This window comes from Qipengyuania algicida, assembly GCF_009828025.1.
GTDB lineage: Bacteria > Pseudomonadota > Alphaproteobacteria > Sphingomonadales > Sphingomonadaceae > Qipengyuania > Qipengyuania algicida.
In genome coordinates this window covers 196783-214035 of the sequence record NZ_WTYA01000005.1, presented here as the reverse complement: position 1 = coordinate 214035, position 17253 = coordinate 196783, and the positions used below count along the sequence as shown (strand labels likewise).

At 62.0% G+C, this 17253-nt stretch carries 17 protein-coding genes; 5 read left to right on the top strand and 12 right to left on the bottom strand.

Features of this window, described 5'->3' with window-relative positions; all coding sequences use genetic code 11:
* Positions 1-244 precede the first annotated feature (244 nt).
* On the top strand, positions 245-400 hold the full coding sequence (locus GRI58_RS08330) for a hypothetical protein (RefSeq protein WP_160753103.1): 156 nt from the start codon (positions 245-247) through the stop codon (positions 398-400).
* On the opposite strand, the gene GRI58_RS08325 is transcribed toward GRI58_RS08330, so the two are convergent.
* The gene (locus tag GRI58_RS08325; protein ID WP_160753102.1) at positions 387-1589 is read right to left on the bottom strand and encodes a type III PLP-dependent enzyme domain-containing protein; all 1203 of its coding nucleotides are present in this window, start codon (positions 1587-1589) and stop codon (positions 387-389) included. The two genes, GRI58_RS08330 and GRI58_RS08325, sit on opposite strands and share 14 nt — an antisense overlap.
* 236 nt (positions 1590-1825) lie before the next feature.
* Between GRI58_RS08325 and GRI58_RS08320 the strand changes: the two genes are divergently transcribed.
* Positions 1826-3532 carry a sensor domain-containing diguanylate cyclase gene (locus tag GRI58_RS08320; protein ID WP_160753101.1) on the top strand — a complete coding sequence of 569 codons (1707 nt, stop codon included), beginning with the start codon at positions 1826-1828 and terminating at the stop codon, positions 3530-3532.
* Between the two features lie 13 nt (positions 3533-3545).
* Here GRI58_RS08320 and GRI58_RS08315 read toward each other — a convergent pair whose 3' ends face one another.
* From GRI58_RS08315 to GRI58_RS08300, 4 genes are read right to left on the bottom strand one after another with little or no spacing between them, the layout of a single operon-like run.
* Entirely contained in the window at positions 3546-4718 is a 1173-nt protein-coding gene (locus GRI58_RS08315) for a carboxynorspermidine decarboxylase (RefSeq protein WP_160753100.1), read from the bottom strand.
* Entirely contained in the window at positions 4718-5692 is a 975-nt protein-coding gene (locus tag GRI58_RS08310; RefSeq protein WP_160753099.1) for an NHL repeat-containing protein, read from the bottom strand. Before GRI58_RS08310 ends, GRI58_RS08315 begins: the two co-directional genes overlap by 1 nt.
* 25 nt (positions 5693-5717) lie before the next feature.
* Positions 5718-6074 (bottom strand): DMT family protein, encoded by a 357-nt coding sequence (locus GRI58_RS08305; RefSeq protein WP_160753098.1) that lies wholly within the window; start codon positions 6072-6074, stop codon positions 5718-5720.
* Positions 6075-6078: 4 nt separating this feature from the next.
* Complete coding sequence (locus GRI58_RS08300) at positions 6079-7290, bottom strand: saccharopine dehydrogenase family protein (protein ID WP_160753097.1); 1212 nt, start codon at positions 7288-7290, stop codon at positions 6079-6081.
* 310 nt (positions 7291-7600) lie between these two features.
* On the opposite strand from GRI58_RS08300, the gene GRI58_RS08295 reads away from it, so the two are divergent.
* Genes GRI58_RS08295 through GRI58_RS08285 form a run of 3 tightly spaced genes read left to right on the top strand, consistent with a single transcriptional unit; the run spans position 7601 to position 9500 of the window.
* Positions 7601-8572 (top strand): threonine ammonia-lyase, encoded by a 972-nt coding sequence (locus GRI58_RS08295; RefSeq protein ID WP_237452187.1) that lies wholly within the window; start codon positions 7601-7603, stop codon positions 8570-8572.
* Between the two features lie 47 nt (positions 8573-8619).
* Complete coding sequence (locus GRI58_RS08290; RefSeq protein ID WP_160753095.1) at positions 8620-9063, top strand: MAPEG family protein; 444 nt, start codon at positions 8620-8622, stop codon at positions 9061-9063.
* Positions 9063-9500 carry an MAPEG family protein gene (locus GRI58_RS08285; protein WP_160753094.1) on the top strand — a complete coding sequence of 146 codons (438 nt, stop codon included), beginning with the start codon at positions 9063-9065 and terminating at the stop codon, positions 9498-9500. The genes GRI58_RS08290 and GRI58_RS08285 overlap by 1 nt, the downstream gene beginning before the upstream one ends.
* A 23-nt stretch (positions 9501-9523) precedes the next feature.
* Here the strand turns inward: GRI58_RS08285 and trxB are convergent, their stop codons facing one another.
* The 7 genes from trxB to GRI58_RS08250 form a co-directional block, all read right to left on the bottom strand.
* Entirely contained in the window at positions 9524-10501 is a 978-nt protein-coding gene (gene trxB / locus GRI58_RS08280; RefSeq protein WP_160753176.1) for a thioredoxin-disulfide reductase, read from the bottom strand.
* A gap of 99 nt (positions 10502-10600) precedes the next feature.
* Positions 10601-11395: a tyrosine-protein phosphatase gene (locus tag GRI58_RS08275; RefSeq protein ID WP_160753093.1), complete on the bottom strand. Its 795-nt coding sequence runs from the start codon at positions 11393-11395 to the stop codon at positions 10601-10603.
* Positions 11396-11437: 42 nt separating this feature from the next.
* Positions 11438-12106 carry a retropepsin-like aspartic protease family protein gene (locus tag GRI58_RS08270; RefSeq protein ID WP_160753092.1) on the bottom strand — a complete coding sequence of 223 codons (669 nt, stop codon included), beginning with the start codon at positions 12104-12106 and terminating at the stop codon, positions 11438-11440.
* Positions 12107-12154: 48 nt separating this feature from the next.
* Complete coding sequence (gene egtD, locus GRI58_RS08265) at positions 12155-13153, bottom strand: L-histidine N(alpha)-methyltransferase (protein ID WP_160753091.1); 999 nt, start codon at positions 13151-13153, stop codon at positions 12155-12157.
* The gene (egtB, locus tag GRI58_RS08260) at positions 13153-14418 is read right to left on the bottom strand and encodes an ergothioneine biosynthesis protein EgtB (protein ID WP_160753090.1); all 1266 of its coding nucleotides are present in this window, start codon (positions 14416-14418) and stop codon (positions 13153-13155) included. The genes egtD and egtB overlap by 1 nt, the downstream gene beginning before the upstream one ends.
* Before the next feature lie 88 nt (positions 14419-14506).
* Positions 14507-15667 (bottom strand): GGDEF domain-containing protein, encoded by a 1161-nt coding sequence (locus GRI58_RS08255; RefSeq protein ID WP_160753089.1) that lies wholly within the window; start codon positions 15665-15667, stop codon positions 14507-14509.
* A gap of 125 nt (positions 15668-15792) precedes the next feature.
* Complete coding sequence (locus GRI58_RS08250) at positions 15793-17166, bottom strand: class II 3-deoxy-7-phosphoheptulonate synthase (protein WP_160753088.1); 1374 nt, start codon at positions 17164-17166, stop codon at positions 15793-15795.
* Positions 17167-17253: the final 87 nt, after the last annotated feature.

Below are 17253 nucleotides of genomic sequence, written 5' to 3'. Positions count from 1 at the left end.
GCCGACTTTTCGATTTCGGGTCATTCAAGCCGGTTCATTGCACTACTGAAACTCGGTGCTACGTGAGTTTGTCGGCCGGCGAAGGTCGGTGAGAGCAGACTCGTCGCAAGCATGGAACATCACGCCGCGTTAACCATGTTCGTTAGATCGAAATTAAGGCTGAAAATCCACTTCTGGCACCGGAGACCGCGCCTGCGACCGTTCAGTCGCAACCAGACTATCGGACCCTGCAATGCCCAATATCATGATGACCGCCACAGGCTCCTTCGTGGCCTTGCTGGCTGTGAGCAATGCGCGCGCGGCGCTGCCCTCACGTGCCTCCTCCTATTCTTCTCTCAAGACCGGCGCGCAATCCCAACGCAGCGGCATTTCGCGCGAGAGGATGTTTAGCGAAGGCTGACGACGTTGTCCGCGGCAGGACGCACCCGGCTGCCGTCGTAAAGGCTGGCCATCGGCTCATCCTCAACGACAACGCTCCGGGTCGCGCCGAAGCCATTGAAGTCCGTCTTCATCGCTGCGCCGTAAGCGCCGAGCATCCCGATCTCGATATAATCGCCCGCCTGGATATCCTCGGGAAGCGCAAAAGGCCCTTCCATGAAATCCGCATCGTCGCAGGTAGGCCCGTAAAAGGCGAAGTCCTGCAACGGCTTGATCAGGTCGTCCTCCAGCGCAACGACCGGGAATTTCCACGCGACATGGGCGGCGTCGAACAGCGCGCCGTAAGAACCGTCATTGATGAACAGCTCGTCACCGCGCCGCTTTTCCACCCGCACGACCAGCGAGCTGTATTCCGCGCAAAGCGCACGCCCCGGCTCGCACCAAAGTTCCGCATTGTATGCGATCGGCAGCGCTTCGAACTGGCGATGGATGATGGTGAAGTAATCCTCCAGCGGCGGCGGTTCCATGCCCGGATAGACGCTGGGGAAACCTCCACCAACATCGACCACGTCGACCACCACCGATGCCTCGGCAATCGCGGCGCGCGCGCGTTCGAGCGCCTGGACATAGGCAAACGGCGTCATCGCCTGGCTGCCGACGTGGAAACACACGCCGAGCCAGTCCGCCCATTGGCGGCATTCCTGCAACAACGCAGGTGCTTCGGTCAGATCGCACCCGAACTTACTGGCCAGCGACAGCTCGGAATATTCACTCGAGACGCGCAGGCGCACCAGCAGGCGCAAATTTCGCGCAGGTTCGCCATTTTCGCTGGTCGTCGCCGCAACGATCTTGGCCAGTTCCTCGCTCGAATCGAGGCTGAACGTGCGCACGCCATGATCGAAATAGGCTTCGCGGATCGCGCCCGGCGCCTTCACCGGATGCATGAAGCACAGCTCCGCTTCGGACAGGAGCCGCCGAACCAGCCGCACCTCGGCGATCGAGGCGACATCGTAATGGGTGATTCCGTTCGCCCACAGCAGCTCGATCAGCTCGGCCGAGGGGTTGGCCTTGACCGCATAAAGCGACTTGCCCGGAAAATTCTTCTGGAAGAAACGGGCAGCGCGCGCCGCGGCATGCGGGCGATTGAGGATGATAGGTTCGTCCGGCTTGAGGGCGCGGACTACAGACCTTGCATCGGGGTAGCTGGACAACTCAAGGGACCTCCGAACGGTGTAGTGGTTTAAGGCTGCCTTGCGGTTAGGAAGTCCCCATGGGGCAGCGGAGGGGCGCATATAGACATTGCTCCTTCAACTGCAAGGAAAATCACGCGTTCCCGCCTGCCCTGCCAAGTGCGGCGAGCCGTGCCCGATGCGCGAATTGTCGCATAAGTCGCACAATCGGCAACGAACTTAAATCGTTGGCAACTTTCTGCTGATAATTGCGCGTGATGAGGCGGGTCCACGCGACATTTCTGGCGATCATCGTCGCCTTGCTGGCGTTAGTCTACGCGCCGACATCCGCCAAGGCGGACAGCCTTTTCCGAAATTCTTGTCTCCTGTCGACCGATCTGCCGTTAACCTTCAGCCAGGCGTTTTCGAGCAAGCAATGGAATTGTCGTCCGCAGTATCATCAGGCGATAACAGGCCATAGCTGGCAGAAACTCGATATCGATGGTGCGCCTGACGGGAATTTCGTCATCGAAACCGTGTCTGGCCCTCTGGAAAGAGTGCGCGTGGTCGGTCGCGATCACCATGGGATCCTGCACCAACAGGTCTTTGCCGGTGCTGCCTTGTCGCGGCTGTGGATGCCCGGCAACGGCCTTGCCGTTCCAGTTGCGGTCCGAGGCGACAAACTTTCTGCTCTCTATCTTGCTTTCGACGGAACTCCCAGTTCGCCTCCCGCGACCGAACTGGCGTTCAAGACCGCCGATCAAGCGCATCAGGAAAAGGTGTCCCACAGCGTGCTTTATGCCCTTGCGATGGCGGTTCTTGGGACGATCGCAATTTTCAGCGCTTTCATGGGCATAGCATCAGACAATCGCACCGTTGCCCTGCACGGCGCTTTCAGTGCCCTGGTTGCAGTCTATACCGCATCGTCCAGTTCACTCGTCTTCCTTGCCTTCCCCTCTCTGACCTTGTGGGATCGCGCGGCGCTCAGCTATGCTTCGTTGTCGCTTGCCGTGGCGATGCTGGGGCCGATCATGAGCTCCTTCTTCGAACGGCGCATCTTCTGCCGCATTGAGAAGAGAGCGATGCTGGCCACCGCTGCACTCGCAGCCCTCGGCTCGATTTGCCTGCCGCTTTCGCTGCTGGTCGATTTCAACGCGCGGGTCACATATCACCTGCTGTTCCTGCCTGGCATTTTCGTCCTGATTTACGGTATTGCAGTCGCCACGATGCGGCGCAGTCGCAACGTCGGCGGTTTCATTCTGGCTTGGGCAGCGCCCCTTACCCTTGGAATTGAGCGAGTCCTTCGCGGCGCTGGACTGTATTACCTTCCCTCATGGATCGATTCTCTGTTCTTCATCGCGCTGGCCGCACAGGCGCTGATCATGGCCGGGGCCATCGCCCTTCAGGCTGAAGCTGTGCGGCGCGAACGCGATCTCGCCCATGATCGTGCCCGAGAGATGGAGGACGAGGCACTTACCGACGCGCTGACAGGCCTCTACAACCGGCGCGATTTCGACGCGCGCAAGTGGCGTCGGTCGGATATACTGGCGATTGTCGATCTCGACCGTTTCAAGCCGATCAACGATGGCTGGGGCCATGACACCGGGGACGAAGTCCTGCGCGCTGTCGGACGGGTGCTTGGCGAATGCGTGGCAGACAATCAGGCTCTACGGGCATGGCGGCTGGGCGGCGAAGAATTCGCGGTCGCCTTGACCGGACCGTCCATCGACAGTGCAGCCATCATCCTCAATACCGTGCGCCAGAAAATTACCGCAGCGGCACGCAGCGCTGTCCCGCAAGTTGATCGGCGCATTACCGCAAGTGCGGGGCTGGCGATGGTCGGACAGCAGGGAATGCGTCAGGCATTTCGTGCGGCAGACGCAGCGCTCTATCGTGCCAAGGCCGCTGGACGCGACCGCCTGTGCTACGAGAGCGGCGACATGTCCTTTGCCACGATCTTCCCCAAGAAACGTCGCGCGGCCTGAGCGGAAGTGCAACTCAACTCAACCGGTCGCGAAAGTCCTCGTATTCAAAGCGTTTGACCTGTTCGAGCGCGTCGGTTTCGCTGTCCCACAGCCAGATCGAGGGCAAAGGCACGCCGTTGAAAGTGGTGGTCTTGACCATCGAGTAATGCGCCTGGTCGAGGAAGGCGAAACGTGCGCCGGGCTCGGCCGCGACGGGCAAATTGTAATCGCCAATCACATCACCTGCCAGACATGACGGACCGCCCAGCCGGATCGCTTCGCCTTCGCCGCCCTCGCCCAGCATCGCCGGACGATAAGGCGCCTCGATCACATCGGGCATGTGGCAGGTAGCGGACACATCGGTGACCGCGACCGGCATCCCGTTCCAGCCGGTGTCGAGCACGGTGCCGACGAGGATGCCCGCATCGAGCGCCACTGCCTCACCCGGTTCGAGATAGATTTCCGCGCCGGTATCCTCCCTGGCATCGCGCAGGAATTCGATCAGCTCCTCACGCTGGTAATCGGCGCGGGTGATGTGGTGGCCTCCGCCCATGTTGATCCACTTCAACTGTCCGAACCACGGCTCGATCGCGTCGAACACGCGGTCCCAGGTTGCCTTCAGCGGCTCGAGGTCCTGTTCGCACAGATTGTGGAAGTGGATGCCCTCGACACCCTCCATATGCTCTTCGGTCAGCTGGTCGATCGGGAAGCCCAGGCGCGAGCCGGGGCTGGAGGGATCGTAGCGTGGCACCTCTCCGGTCGGCACCTGCGGATTGAGCCTGAGCCCGATGTCGAAGTCCCCCGCACTCAACCGCGCCGCTTCGAGGATCAGCCGCGCGCGCCCGATCTGCGCGGGCGAGTTGAAGATCACATGGTCCGACAGGCGGCAGATCTCTTCCAGATCCTCCGGCTTGTAGGCGGCGGAATAGGTCGCGATCTCGCCGTCGTAGAACTCGCTCGCCAGCCGCGCTTCCCACAGGCCGCTGGTGCATACCCCGTCGAGATATTCGCCGATAATCGGCGCGACCGACCACATGGAAAACGCCTTCAATGCCGCCAGCACCTTGATGTCGGCAGCATCGCGAATGTCGGCGAGCATTTGCAGATTGGCGCGCAGTTTTGCCGCATCGATGACGAAGGCAGGGCTGTCGACACGCGACAGGTCGAATTGGGCAAAAGCGCCCGGATCTCCGGCTCTGGTTTCCATCAGCGCGCCTTTAGACTGCCGGGGGCCAGCTTGACCACCCGTTCGCCGGTCACGTCGGCAATATAGATCGCCCCGTCCGGCCCGACCGCCAGATCGTGGCCCCGACTCTTGTCGCCCGGCACCGACGCCACGGCAAAGCTGCGCTCGAGCTGGCCGTCCTTGCTATAGAGCCGCAGCACGATTCCCTGCCGGTCGTGATCATCGCGCCCCTCGAGGCTCAGCCACTCGCCATTGGGCATGGGCTTCACCGCATAGGGGTGCCCCCTGCCCGGTTCTGTCCAATCCGCCGCCAGCTTGCCATGACGGTCGAACGCCTCGATCCGTCCGTTCTCGCGATCGGCGACGAGGATGCGGTCGCCAGTGACGGCAATCGCATGGGGAACCGAGAACTGGCCAGGATCGTGCCCCTTGCTGCCGAATTGCCCGATGAACCGACCATCCAAATCGTATTCGGCCACCCTGCCGTTGAGATAGCCGTCGCTGACCAGCACATGATCGCCAAGGAATGCGACATCGGTCGGGCGGCCAAAATGACTGGCATCGTCGCCCGTCACACCGCGTGTGCCGATGGTGAGAGTAAGCTTGCCCTGTGGCGTGAAGCGCAGCACCTGTTCGCGCCCCGCGTCGGTGATCCAGACATTACCCTGCGGACCGATCGACAGGCCATGCGGCATCACCATCTGCCCCGCGCCCCACTGGTCGAGCAATTTGCCGCTCGCCCCGTCGAACACCGCCACCGTAGGCTCAGCAATCGGCGTGGTCGGGAAAGGCTCTTTCCATGGACGACCGGGGCGGTGGAGAACATAGACCCGGTTGCCCGGCCCGACCGCCACCGCGCTGACCTCGCCAAAACCAGCACCTTGTGCGATCTGCGGCCAGTTCTTCACGATCTGCACCTGCGGCAGATTTTCCCGCGCCGGCGCGCCGCAACTGCCCAGCGCCATGCTGGCCAACAGGACCAGAGCGTATCTCACGGGAGGTGTCGCAGCGGAGTCATCGTCACCCCACTTGCCCGCGAAAGATGAAGAATGCGCCAAAGGAGATCAGCGCAAAGCCGATCAGCTGGTTCGCATTGGGTTTCTGCCCGAACATTACCCACGCCACCACGACGAAAGTCGCCAGCGAAAAAACTGTCGTGATCGTCTTGAGCTGGGCGAGCGAATAGGCCTGCGACCCGATTCGGTTGGCCGGGACAGCCAGCACATATTCGAAGATCGCCAGCCCCCAGCTCGCGAGGATCACCAGCCACAGCGCCTTGCCGGGAAATTTCAGATTGGCGTACCAGGCGACGTTCATCACCAGATTCGACAGCGCCAGCAGGATCACCGGCACGACGAAGGCGACGGCGCCGCCCATCGGGTCAGAACGCGACCGGTCCGTCCAGTTCCTTCACCTGCCACGGCAGGCCGTGCTGGTTGAGCATGTCCATGAACGGATCGGGGTCCATTTCTTCCATGTTGAATACGCCGTCGCCCGACCATTTGCCGGTGACCATCATGGCCGAGCCGATCATCGCGGGCACGCCGGTGGTGTACGACACGGCCTGATTGCCGGTTTCCTCGTAAGCCGCCTCGTGGCTGCAGATATTGTTGATGTAGAAGGTTTTCTCGCCCGATCCGTCGAGCGCTTCGCCAGTCGCGATCACGCCGATATTGGTGTTGCCGTGGGTCGTCTCGCCCAGGGTTTCGGGCTGGGGCAGCACGGCGGCGAGGAATTGCAGCGGGATGATCTCGCGCCCCTGATACTTGATCGGGTCGATCCGCGTCATGCCGACATTCTGCAGCACGGTCAGGTGCTTGATGTATTCATCGCCGAAGGTCATCCAGAAACGCGCACGCTCCATTTCGGGATTGAACTTGGCGAGGCTTTCCAGCTCCTCGTGGTACATCATATACATGTTCTTGCGGCCGACCGCCTCGAAGTCGAATTCGACCTTCTTGCCCATCGCCGGCGTTTCGACGAACTCGCCGTTCTCCCAGTGCCGCGCGGGCGCGGTCACTTCGCGAATGTTGATTTCCGGGTTGAAATTGGTGGCAAACGCCTGCCCATGATCGCCGCCGTTGCAATCGAGAATGTCGAGCTGGCGAATAGTTTTCAGCTTGTGCGTCTTGAGCCACATGGTGAACACGCTGGTCACACCCGGATCGAAGCCCGAGCCCAACAGCGCCATGATCCCGGCTTCCTTGAACCGGTCATGATAGCCCCACTGCCACTTGTATTCGAACTTGGCCTCGTCCTTGGGCTCGTAATTGGCCGTATCGAGGTAGTCGACGCCTGCTTCCAGGCAGGCATCCATGATCGGCAGATCCTGATACGGCAGCGCCAGATTGACGACCAAGCTTGGCTGGATCTTGCGGATCAGATTGACCATCGCAGGCACTTCCTCGGCGTCGATCTCATAGGTCGATACCGTTTGCCCGGTGCGGTCCTTCACACTGGCGGCAATCGCATCGCATTTGCTCTTGGTGCGGCTGGCGAGGTGGATATCGTCAAAGATATCGGCGTTCATCGCCATCTTGTGAACGCATACGGAGCTGACGCCGCCTGCACCGATGACCAGGACTGTCGACATAATAAAATCCCTAAATCTGCTGCGCCTCCGCATGGGCAGAGGTCTTATGTTCCTGTGGCGAACGCCTGCTGGTTGAGGCCCCGCCTTCGCTGACACTCACATAGGCGAATGCGCTGGCGCTGCAATATGATCCCGTGCGATCCGTTTCCTACCAGGGCGTTTGGAGGCATAGGGCGGCAATGGACAAATCAGCCCCCAGACCTCTTCTCGACCCTGAAGTTTGGCCGATTCAAGCGATCCGGACTTTTTTGCTTCAGGACCGTGTGCCATGTGTTCCATATCGTTGGAGCAAACGAGGGAGTTTCCAATTTTGATCCAACACCCCTTGCCCAGCACCGAAGGCGTCCATGCAGCCGCCCGCTCAATCGCCGCGATCCTGCCGCCGACCCCGCTCTTGCCGGTCGAAATCGCCGGTGTGCGATGCTGGGTGAAGGCCGAAAGCCTCCAGCCCATCGGCGCGTTCAAGATCCGCGGTGGCTGGTGGCGTCTGAGCAATCTCACCGAGGAAGAGCGCGCGCGTGGTGTGGTCGCCGTGTCGAGCGGAAATCATGCGCAGGGCGTCGCATGGGCAGCGAAAAAGCTCGGGATCAAGGCGGTCATCGTCATGCCGCGTGACGCGCCGCGCGTGAAGCTGGCGGCGACGCGGGCGCTGGGTGCGGAAATCGTGCTCTATAACCGGCCCGGTGAGGATCGCGACGAGGTTGCCGCGCGCGAGGTCGAGCAGCGGGGCGCCGTTCTGGTCCACGCTTTCGGCGACCCATGGGTGATCGAGGGACAGGGAAGCGCGGGGATCGAGATCACGCAGCAACTCGGACGCCAGCCGAGCCGCATCCTCGCCTGCTGCGGCGGTGGAGGACTGGCGGCGGGCCTCGCCCTGGCCTGCCCGGACGCGGCCATCCTGCCGGTCGAACCGCAAGGCTGGGACATGGTCGGACAAGCCGTTGCTGCGGGCGAGGTGGTCCACGTCGGCCCCAATCCGCCGTCGACCGTGTGCGATGCGCTGCGCCCCGATGCGACCAAGGAAATCAACCTATCCGTCCTGCGGAATCGCGCGGGGCCGTGTCTTAGCGTTACCGATGAAGAGGTCCGCGCGGCGCAACGATTCGCCTTTGCCAATCTCCAGCTGGTGCTCGAACCAGGCGGCGCGGCTGCGCTTGCTGCGGCGCTGGCGGGTAAGGCGCAGCTCGACGAACACAGCGTCATCATGCTCACCGGCGGCAACACCGATCCGGGCGATTTTGCCCGCGTCATCGGCGGTAAAACCGTTGCGTTTGACAATTGATAATCCAGTCCTAGGCTCGCGAGCAGAAAACAGGGAGGAGAGGTTTCATGCAGGCTCAGATGCTGGCACCCGCGGGGGTGCTGATCGCTTGGTCACTCATCATGTTGCTGTGGATGTCGGGCACACGGTTGCCGGCGCTCAAGAAGCTGGGCGGCCTCGGGAATGCGAAACCCGGCGGGCGCGGGCAGGACCTCGAGGGCGTGATCGACGACAAGATCAACTGGAAAGCCCACAATTACGCACATCTGATGGAACAGCCCACGCTGTTCTATGCCGCCAGTATCATTATCGCGCTGTTGGGCGCTGCGGCGGGTGACGTGCTCGCGGCGTGGATCTATGTCGCCTTGAGGATCGCCCATTCGCTGTGGCAATCGACTGTGAATGTGGTGGCGATCCGTTTCATGCTGTTCCTCGCATCGAGCATAGCGTTGATCTACCTCGCCTTCCGTGTGCTCCAGCTGACGCTGTTCCGCACTGGAGGGATGGCCTGATGATCCACGCAGAAATCCTGCAACCGCTCGTCGCACTGATGGGCTGGACCATGATCATGTGGCTGTGGATGTACGCCACCCGCATTCCCGCGATGTCCAAGGCGGGGATCGACGGCAAGAACATGGTCGGAGAAACCGGCGCCGGTCTGCGCGGCAAGCTGCCGGATTCGGTCAACTGGAAGGCCGACAATTACAACCATCTGCACGAGGCGCCGACGCTGTTTTATGCGGTTGGCGTGGTGCTGGCGATAGTCGGCCAGGGTGATAATCTCAACGTGCTGCTGGCGTGGATTTATGTCGGGCTGCGCGTGGCGCATTCGCTGGTGCAGTCGACCAGGAATGTGGTGATGGTGCGCTTTGTGCTGTTCGCGCTATCGAGCTTGATTCTCGCCGCGCTGATCGTGAACGCGGCAATGGCGGTGTTCGGCTGGCACTGATTTCGCGCTGAAGCGGCGGGGACTTACTCCGCCGCTTCAGCGTGGCCGTGCAGATCGACTTCGAGACCTGCAAGGAAGCGCTCTGCATCGAGCGCGGCCATGCAGCCGGTGCCCGCAGCCGTCACCGCCTGGCGGTAGGTGTGATCCATCACGTCGCCCGCGGCGAACACGCCGGGGATCGCGGTCTTGGGGGTGCCGGGTTCGACGACAAGATAACCGCCGTCATCGAGTTCCAGCTTGCCCTTGAACAGCTCGGTCGCAGGGGCATGGCCGATGGCGACAAACGCGCCGTCGCAATGGAAATCGCTGTCTTCGCCGGTCACCGTGTCGCGCAGGGCCAGATGGGTCAGCCCGCCTGCCAGCGGATCGCCCTCGAAACTCTCGACCACCTTGTTCCACAGGACCGTGATCTTGGGATGTTTCATCAGCCGCTCTTGCAGGATCTTCTCCGCCCGCAGCTCGTCGCGGCGGTGGATCAGCGTCACGTCGTCGGAATGGTTGGTGAGGTACAGCGCCTCCTCCACCGCCGTGTTGCCGCCGCCGATCACTGCGACCTTCTTGCCGCGATAAAAGAACCCGTCACACGTCGCGCAAGCCGAAACGCCCTTGCCGCCCAGCTCCTGCTCACCGGGAGCGCCGAGCCAACGCGCCTGTGCGCCGGTCGCGATCACCAGCACGTCGCCAATATATTCATCGCCGCTGTCGCCGACCGCCCGGAACGGACTCCCGCCTTCCAGATCGACCTCGACGATCGTGTCCCACATGACCCGCGTGCCGACATGCTCGGCCTGCGTCTTCATCTCTTCCATCAGCCAGGGGCCCTGGATCACATCGCGAAAGCCGGGATAATTCTCGACATCGGTTGTGATGGTCAGCTGCCCGCCGGGCTGCAGCCCCTGCACCATGATCGGCTCCATCATCGCGCGCGCGCCGTAGATCGCGGCGGAATAGCCCGCAGGGCCGGAACCGATGATGAGCATCTTGCTGCGATGGGTGGTCATGTATTCCTCCAGTTCGGGAGCGGAAATAGGGTCACCGATACGCGATTGCCAGAAGCGGCGCGGCGCTATCAACATGCGAGCGTGTCCCCGCGATCTCTCTCAGTCGAGCAAGCGGGTGTGCAATGCTTCACGCAAGGCTTCGTCGACACCGATTTCGCGGTCGAGATAACCGTCGAGCGATCCGTGATCCTTGGCGACAGTCTCGCGGAAGGTGGCAAGGTAATCGCCATCGACTTCCAGCAGCGCGCGAATGCCCGCCTCCTCCAGCTTGCGCCCCAGCCGCGCCTCGATACCCGGCACCGATTGTTGGCGCAGCACATCGAGGGTCGGCGCGTCATTGGTGCGCAGGAACTCGGCGAGCTGGTCCTCCTCGGACACACCGAGAATATGCAGCACCAGCGTTGCGGCGACGCCCGTGCGGTCCTTGCCTGCAAAGCAATGGACGAGACTCGCGCCGTCGCGGTCGGCAAGAACGCGCAGATAGCGCGAGAACATGTCGCTCATCGCCGGATTGCACGGCATTCTCGTATAAACCGCCAGCATCCGCTCGCGCGCGAATTGCGCGGTGGTGGTGTCTGGGCCGATATCCATGTGCGGGGGGCTGCTGCTGGTCTCGCCATCGAAGAACAGCACCTCACCCGCGAAGCCTTCGACGCGGCGGCACGGATTGCGTTCGCGCTCGGACTTGCCGCGCAAATCGATCACGGTGCGAATGTCGAGTTCCGCAATCGCCGCCAGATCGGCGTCGGTCGCGCCGACATGCTGGCCGGAGCGATAGAGCACTCCGCGCCGCACGAAGCCGCCACCGGCGCCTGGCCAGCCGCCGAAATCGCGGAAATTGTGGATGCCCTCGGTCGGGACGAAGGGCGTATCAGCGGAGGAGGTGCGAATCATAGCCGGGACCGTGGCAAGCCGCCCGCCTGCGGGCAACCGCTTCTAGGTCGCGTCGGACGTTTCCTGCTTCGATGGGACCATGATCAACGTCCCCTTCTCGACCCGCCATCCGTCGAGGCGGGAGAGCAGGTTCATCCCGATCACATTGGTATGCCCCAGCCCCGGCGCGATGACCACATCGATGCCGCGCGCGGCGACATTGCCGAAGTCGATGCTTTTGGCCGAGGCAATCTGCGCTGCCACGGACCCGTTGGCGGTGTTGATCTGAATCGGAATCCCTCCACGACGCGGCGATATCCCGGCACGCTCGGCAAGGCCGGGAGAGATCGCGGTCACGGTCGCTCCGGTATCGATCAGGAATTCCGCCGCGACGCCGTTGAGCTTCGCGCGGACCCAGTAGTGCCCGTCGGGCGCGAGCGGGATGCGCGTCTCGCCGCCCGCAACGATCTGCTCGGGCATTCCCAACTCGGGCAGGGCGATGTCGAGTTGCGGATCGAGACGCGAAAGTTGCAGGACCACCGTCACCAGAATTGCGCCAAGCGCCAGCGAAGACACCGTGCTCAAGATGCGACCGCCACGTATGCGCCGTCGCAGTAGTGCGCTGCCGATCCAGCCTCCGAACATCGCCGCCACGGCTGCAATCAGCAAGTCCGAGCGAGGGATCGAGCGGATCACGTTGGCGATGGCATTGAAGGCGCTCGACAAGTCCATGACGCGAAGGTTAGCGGCAAATCCGTGTCAACGCCATGAACATGTCCTTCAAGGCGCGGCGCGCGGCTCGCTTGCCTCGGCAAGGATCAGCGAAAATTGTCCGGCTTCGTCGAGCCAGCGGCGGATCGGGGACCAGCCACTGGCCTGCAATAGCAAATTACCGCTGCGCTCGGTGAATTTATGGCTGTTTTCAGTGTGGATCGTGTCACCCTTCGCCATCTCGAAACGCTTACCCGCGACCTCGAAAGTGATCGGTTCCTGCGCCTCAAGATGCATTTCGACACGCGCGTAGTCATTGTTCCAGCGCGCCAGGTGACGCAATGCATCGAGTGGAATCGTCGCCTCAAGCTCTCGGTTGATGCGTCGGATGAGGTTGTAGTTGAATTCCGCCGTCACCCCAGCCGCATCGTCGTAAGCGGCTTCCAGGACCGCGACATCCTTCACCAGATCCATTCCGATCAGCAACATCGGTTGCACGCCATGATCGGCCTGCAACGTCAGCCGCATCGAGCGAAGAAGGTCGATCGCGGTGCGTGGGACCATGTTACCAATGGTCGAACCGGGGAAGAACCCCAGCTTTGGGAGCGATGCCACCTCCTCGGGTAGCGAGGTTTCACGCATGAAATCGGCTTCGACCGGATAAATCGGCAGATTGGGAAACTGCCCGCCCAGTGCCCGCGCCGCTTCGCGCAGGAAATCGCCGGCAATATCGAGTGGAACATATGCCGCGGGCTCGACCGCTCCGAGCAGCAGCGGTGTCTTGACCGAACTGCCCGAGCCGAATTCGACCACTGCCCTGCCCGGCCCGATCGCAGCGGCAAATTCTCCACCGCGAGCAGTCAATATCTCTGTTTCCGCGCGGGTCGGGTAATATTCCTCGACCTGCGTGATGTCTTCGAACAATTGCGATCCGGCATCGTCGTAGAGCCATCGCGCCGGGATGGCCTTCTGGTCCTGCGCCAGGCCCTGCAGGACATCGGATCGAAACGCCCGATTGACGCCGTCGTCATCCAGATCGACCAGCGCGATTCCCTCTCTCGCCGCCATTACAAGTCCTTTGCAAGCCGCAGCCCGGTGAACTGCCAACGCTGGTGTGGGTAGAAAAAGTTGCGATAGGAGGCCCGCGAGTGACCGCGCGCCGTGGCGCAACTGGCACCTTTCAGCACCACCTGACCACTCATGAACTTGCCATTGTATTCGCCCACCGCGCCTGCGGCAGGCACGAATCGCGGGTAAGGCAAATAGGCCGACCGGGTGAATTGCCAGCAATCTCCGAACAATCCCTCGCTCCCGGTCGGGGTCGGGGGTCTGGCATCGTCCATCTGGTTGCCGCCAGCCGGATCATGCGCAGCCTGCTCGCCCTCTTGCCCGCGCGCGATGGCTTCCCATTCGAACTCGGTCGGCAGCCGCGCTCCTGCCCAACTGGCGAAGGCGTCGGCCTCATAGTATGAGATATGGGTGACCGGGGCATCGTCCGTTCTTGGCTGCCAGCCACAATGGGTGAAATGTTCGTCATCACGCCAATAGACCGGCGCGGAAATGTCCTCACCCTGCACCCAGGCCCAACCGTCGGACAACCACAGGGAAGCAGTGCGATAACCTCCGTCGGCGATGAATTCGTCCCATTGTGCATTGGTGACCAGACGTCTGGAAAGCGCAAACGGTTCCAGCAGCACGCGATGGACCGGCCCTTCGTTATCGAAGGCGAAGCCGTCATCCTGATGGCCGATCCTGGCCACTCCACCCGGATGGCTGAACCAGCCACTTTCCCGAATGCCGGACTCCGGCAGACCTTTCGAATCCCACATCGAAGGCCCAAGCGGATTATGAAACAGCGCGTGCTTGATGTCAGTCAGCAGCAGTTCCTGATGCTGCTGCTCATGCGCAATGCCCAGATCGATCAGCGCGGCGAGGTCGGCCCGGTCGAGCAAATGCTCCATCGCAGCGGTCACATGCGCGCGATAGGCAAGCACTTCGTCGAGAGTTGGGCGAGACAGCATCCCACGCCGCATCCGTGCGATCCGATCGCCTTCCGCCTCGTAATAGCTGTTGTGCAGGAACGGCCAACGCTCGTCGAAAAGGGCATAATCTTGCGCATACTCGCGCAGCAGGAAGGTTTCCCAGAACCATGTCGTGTGCGCCAGGTGCCACTTGGCAGGCGAGGCATCCTCCATCGACTGGACGGTTGCATCCGCATCTGACAATGGCGCCGCCAGCGCCTCCGTCACGGCGCGGGTTTTCTGGAATCGATCCACGCGGTTGTCATCACCCGCCGCGGGGAAAGGACGGGTTGCGGGCTGGGTTCGGGCCATCGAGCCCCCCTACGGTCAGCGGCTGCCAGAATGCGGCAACCGTATCCTATCATGGGGGCAATGGCTTACGATTGAAAGACTATCGAAATTAAAGTCCAGTAGCGGATCGCGGCGAGAGTGCAGCGCCGTCGACGTTGGTGTCCGATGGGTTGTCGCGCGCCATGCGCACCTGATTGCGTCCGGCTTCCTTCGCCTCGTACAGCGCAGCGTCAGCCCGCGCGAACAGCATCAGGCTGCTTTCACCCTGCCCCAGCGTCGCATGGCCGATACTTGCGGTGCAGCCGGGTACACCGTCGGTTGCACTGCCCGATTCGATCGACCAACGCAGGCGCTCGGCGAATTCCTGCGCCACGGTGGCATCCGCCCCGGTCAGCATGCAGACGAATTCCTCGCCTCCGAAGCGCGCGACCACATCGGTTTCCGGGAACAGCAAGCGAGCCAGTTTCGCCACCCGGACCAACACAGCATCGCCCGCGACGTGGCCGTAGGTGTCGTTGATCTGCTTGAAATGGTCGAGATCGAACACGATCAGCGACAGGTCGCTATCCTGCTGTCGGGCGACCACGATCGACCGATCGATCTGGCTCATGGCAAACCGGCGGTTGGAGAGACCCGTCAGAGGATCGGTGTTTGCAAGCTGCTCGGCCCGCTTGGCGCTTTCCAGCGCGCGTTGCTGCTCGTCCTTCAGGCGGCGTGCCTGCTCGTAATCCTCGGTGACATCGCGAACCGCCATCAACACTTGCGCCACCGCACCCGAATCGTCGAACTGGTTACGCGCACGGGCGCGCAGAAGACGATAATCGCCATCGGGCCGGGCAATTTCGAATTCGACCAGGAATGGTTCTTCATCGCACTGATGCCGCGCGAAGGTGGTCGACAGCGCGTCCAGGCCGTCACCCATGATCTTCGCGACGAAATCTGCCTTGGGGCGAGCGATCGCTTCGAGCCCGAGGATTGCGCACATATCGGGCGACCAGTGGTGGCGGCCGTTTCGCGCGTCATAGCGCCAGCGCCCCACGCCAGCGAGCCGCTCGGACAATTCGAGCAGGTTAACAGATTGCGCCAATTTCTCGTTCTGCCGCGCCAGACGCGCAATCTTGCGGCGATCCGCTGCTATAAGCGCCAGCAGCATGGCGTAACAGGCGCCGCACAAAGCCAGCCAGACGTGCCCGAACGACGCCAGAACCAGCATGGCGGCAATCGCCGCCAGCACCAGCACCGGTCGAGCAATCATTCTGTCGAACCGCATTGAACGCGCCAAATCCTACTTCTTCACGGAGCTTCGCTACACGAGCGAAGGTTCAGGCCTTTATCCGACCAAACTAGGTATTTTCAGTTAACGCGGATCCCAAAAAATTTCACAATTCCATAAGGTCACGCCGCATCGCGCGATTTTCCGACCATTTCGCGATTGAGCATTTCGGCCACCAGAAACGCCAGTTCCAGCGATTGCGCGGCATTGAGCCGCGGATCGCAATGGGTGTGGTAACGATCGCCCAGCGCTTCGTCGGTAATTGCAACAGCCCCGCCGACGCATTCGGTCACGTCCTGTCCGGTCATTTCGACGTGGACACCGCCCGGGTGGGTTCCTTCGGCGCGATGCGCGGCGAAAAAGCTCTTAACCTCGCGCAGGATGCGATCGAACGGACGCGTCTTGTAGCCGCTGGCAGACTTGACGACGTTCCCGTGCATCGGGTCGCAGCTCCACACGACCGGATGGCCTTCCTGACGTACCGCACGCAGTAGCGGCGGCAGCCCTTCCTCGACCTTGTCGTGCCCGAAGCGTGCAATCAGCGTGATCCGCCCCGGTATGCGAGCGGGATTGAGCGTATCGAGCAGTCGCAACAAGGCGTCCGGCGAGAGGCTCGGCCCGCACTTCATGCCCAGCGGATTGCCGATACCGCGCGCGAATTCGATATGCGCGCTCCCGTCGAAACGGGTTCGGTCGCCAATCCAGACCATGTGCGCGCTGGTGTCGTACCAATCGCCGGTGAGCGAGTCGCGGCGGGTCATTGCCTGCTCGTAAGGCAGCAGAAGCGCCTCATGGCTGGTGTAAAAGCTGGTCCGTTCGAGCTGCGGCAGCGTTTGCGGATTGATCCCGCAAGCATCCATGAAGTCGAGCGCCTCGCCGATACGGTCGGCAACGTCGCTGAAGCGGTCGGCCCAAGGGCTGCGGCCCATGAAATCGAGCGTCCACTGATGCACTTGCCGCAGATTGGCGTAGCCGCCGCCGGCAAACGCGCGCAAGAGGTTGAGCGTCGCGGCAGATTGCGAATAAGCGCGCACCATGCGCTGGGGATCGTTGCGGCGCGTCTTAGCATCGAACTCGATCCCGTTGACGTTGTCACCGAAATAACTCGGCAGGGTAACATCGCCCTGCGTTTCCGTATCCGAACTGCGCGGCTTGGCGAATTGCCCGGCCATACGCCCGACCTTTACCACCGGCCGCTTGCTCGCGAAGGTCAGCACCACCGCCATCTGCAAGAGCACACGGAAGGTGTCGCGAATATTGTTCGGATGGAACTCGGCAAAACTCTCGGCGCAATCGCCGCCCTGCAACAGGAAGCCGTGACCGTTGCAGACATCAGCAAGTTCTGCCTGAAGGGCGCGCGCTTCTCCCGCGAAGACCAGCGGCGGATAGCTCACAAGCGTATCGGTCGCCTCCGCCAGCGCGGACGCGTCCTCATAATGCGGCAGGTGCCGTGCTTCGAATTCTTGCCAGCTCGCGGGCGTCCACGCCTTGCTCATGTTCCTCTTTCTTCCAGTCAGGTTGCGTAATGAGTGCAAGTGCAAATGCGCTTATGGCGCAATCATGTTTTGCTTGGCCAGCGCAAA

Bases quoted from the DNA above. Each gene is read 5' to 3' on its own strand.
- GRI58_RS08330 (WP_160753103.1), top strand. From the start codon at position 245: ATGATGACCGCCACAGGCTCCTTCGTGGCCTTGCTGGCTGTGAGCAAT.
- GRI58_RS08320 (WP_160753101.1), top strand. From the start codon at position 1,826: ATGAGGCGGGTCCACGCGACATTTCTGGCGATCATCGTCGCCTTGCTG.
- GRI58_RS08315 (WP_160753100.1), bottom strand. From the start codon at position 4,718: ATGGAAACCAGAGCCGGAGATCCGGGCGCTTTTGCCCAATTCGACCTG.
- GRI58_RS08305 (WP_160753098.1), bottom strand. From the start codon at position 6,074: ATGGGCGGCGCCGTCGCCTTCGTCGTGCCGGTGATCCTGCTGGCGCTG.
- GRI58_RS08300 (WP_160753097.1), bottom strand. From the start codon at position 7,290: ATGTCGACAGTCCTGGTCATCGGTGCAGGCGGCGTCAGCTCCGTATGC.
- GRI58_RS08290 (WP_160753095.1), top strand. From the start codon at position 8,620: ATGCAGGCTCAGATGCTGGCACCCGCGGGGGTGCTGATCGCTTGGTCA.
- GRI58_RS08285 (WP_160753094.1), top strand. From the start codon at position 9,063: ATGATCCACGCAGAAATCCTGCAACCGCTCGTCGCACTGATGGGCTGG.
- trxB (WP_160753176.1), bottom strand. From the start codon at position 10,501: ATGACCACCCATCGCAGCAAGATGCTCATCATCGGTTCCGGCCCTGCG.
- GRI58_RS08275 (WP_160753093.1), bottom strand. From the start codon at position 11,395: ATGATTCGCACCTCCTCCGCTGATACGCCCTTCGTCCCGACCGAGGGC.
- GRI58_RS08270 (WP_160753092.1), bottom strand. From the start codon at position 12,106: ATGGACTTGTCGAGCGCCTTCAATGCCATCGCCAACGTGATCCGCTCG.
- egtD (WP_160753091.1), bottom strand. From the start codon at position 13,153: ATGGCGGCGAGAGAGGGAATCGCGCTGGTCGATCTGGATGACGACGGC.
- egtB (WP_160753090.1), bottom strand. From the start codon at position 14,418: ATGGCCCGAACCCAGCCCGCAACCCGTCCTTTCCCCGCGGCGGGTGAT.
- GRI58_RS08255 (WP_160753089.1), bottom strand. From the start codon at position 15,667: ATGCGGTTCGACAGAATGATTGCTCGACCGGTGCTGGTGCTGGCGGCG.
- GRI58_RS08250 (WP_160753088.1), bottom strand. From the start codon at position 17,166: ATGAGCAAGGCGTGGACGCCCGCGAGCTGGCAAGAATTCGAAGCACGG.